The 512-nt window shown below is 43.4% G+C and carries 1 pseudogene; it reads left to right on the forward strand.

The annotated features are described in order from the left end of the window. A pseudogene (locus tag J7R05_RS07760) lies at positions 1–512 on the forward strand (toprim domain-containing protein); the annotation flags it as partial.

The raw sequence follows: 512 nt of genomic DNA on the forward strand, positions 1-512 counted from the left end.
TGCTATACGTGATCCTTTCGATCATTGGCTGACAAATTCTCCACAAGAATCCACAAAACTTCTCGATTGGGTTGTTGAACGTGCTGAAGAACGTGTTAGACGGCGTCAAGACAGAGAAATAAGTCGGAAAACTGCTGTACGGAAATTACGTCTTCCCGGTAAACTTGCAGATTGCAGCCAAAACTCTGCCGCTGGAGCTGAATTATTCATTGTTGAAGGTGATTCTGCTGGTGGTTCCGCTAAACAAGCGCGAGACAGAGCAAATCAAGCAATTTTACCTCTTCGTGGAAAAATCCTAAATGTAGCCAGTGCCGCACACGAGAAAATGAACTCAAGCCAAACAATTGGCGATCTTATACTTGCTCTTGGATGTGGAACACGCACTAAATAGCGCGAAAAAGATCTCAGATATGAACGTATTATCATTATGACCGATGCGGATGTTGATGGTGCTCATATTGCCTCTCTTCTCATTACCTTCTTTTTTCAAGAGATGCCCGATCTTATTCGTC

It is taken from the genome of Bartonella capreoli (assembly GCF_902813205.1).
Classification (GTDB): domain Bacteria; phylum Pseudomonadota; class Alphaproteobacteria; order Rhizobiales; family Rhizobiaceae; genus Bartonella; species Bartonella schoenbuchensis.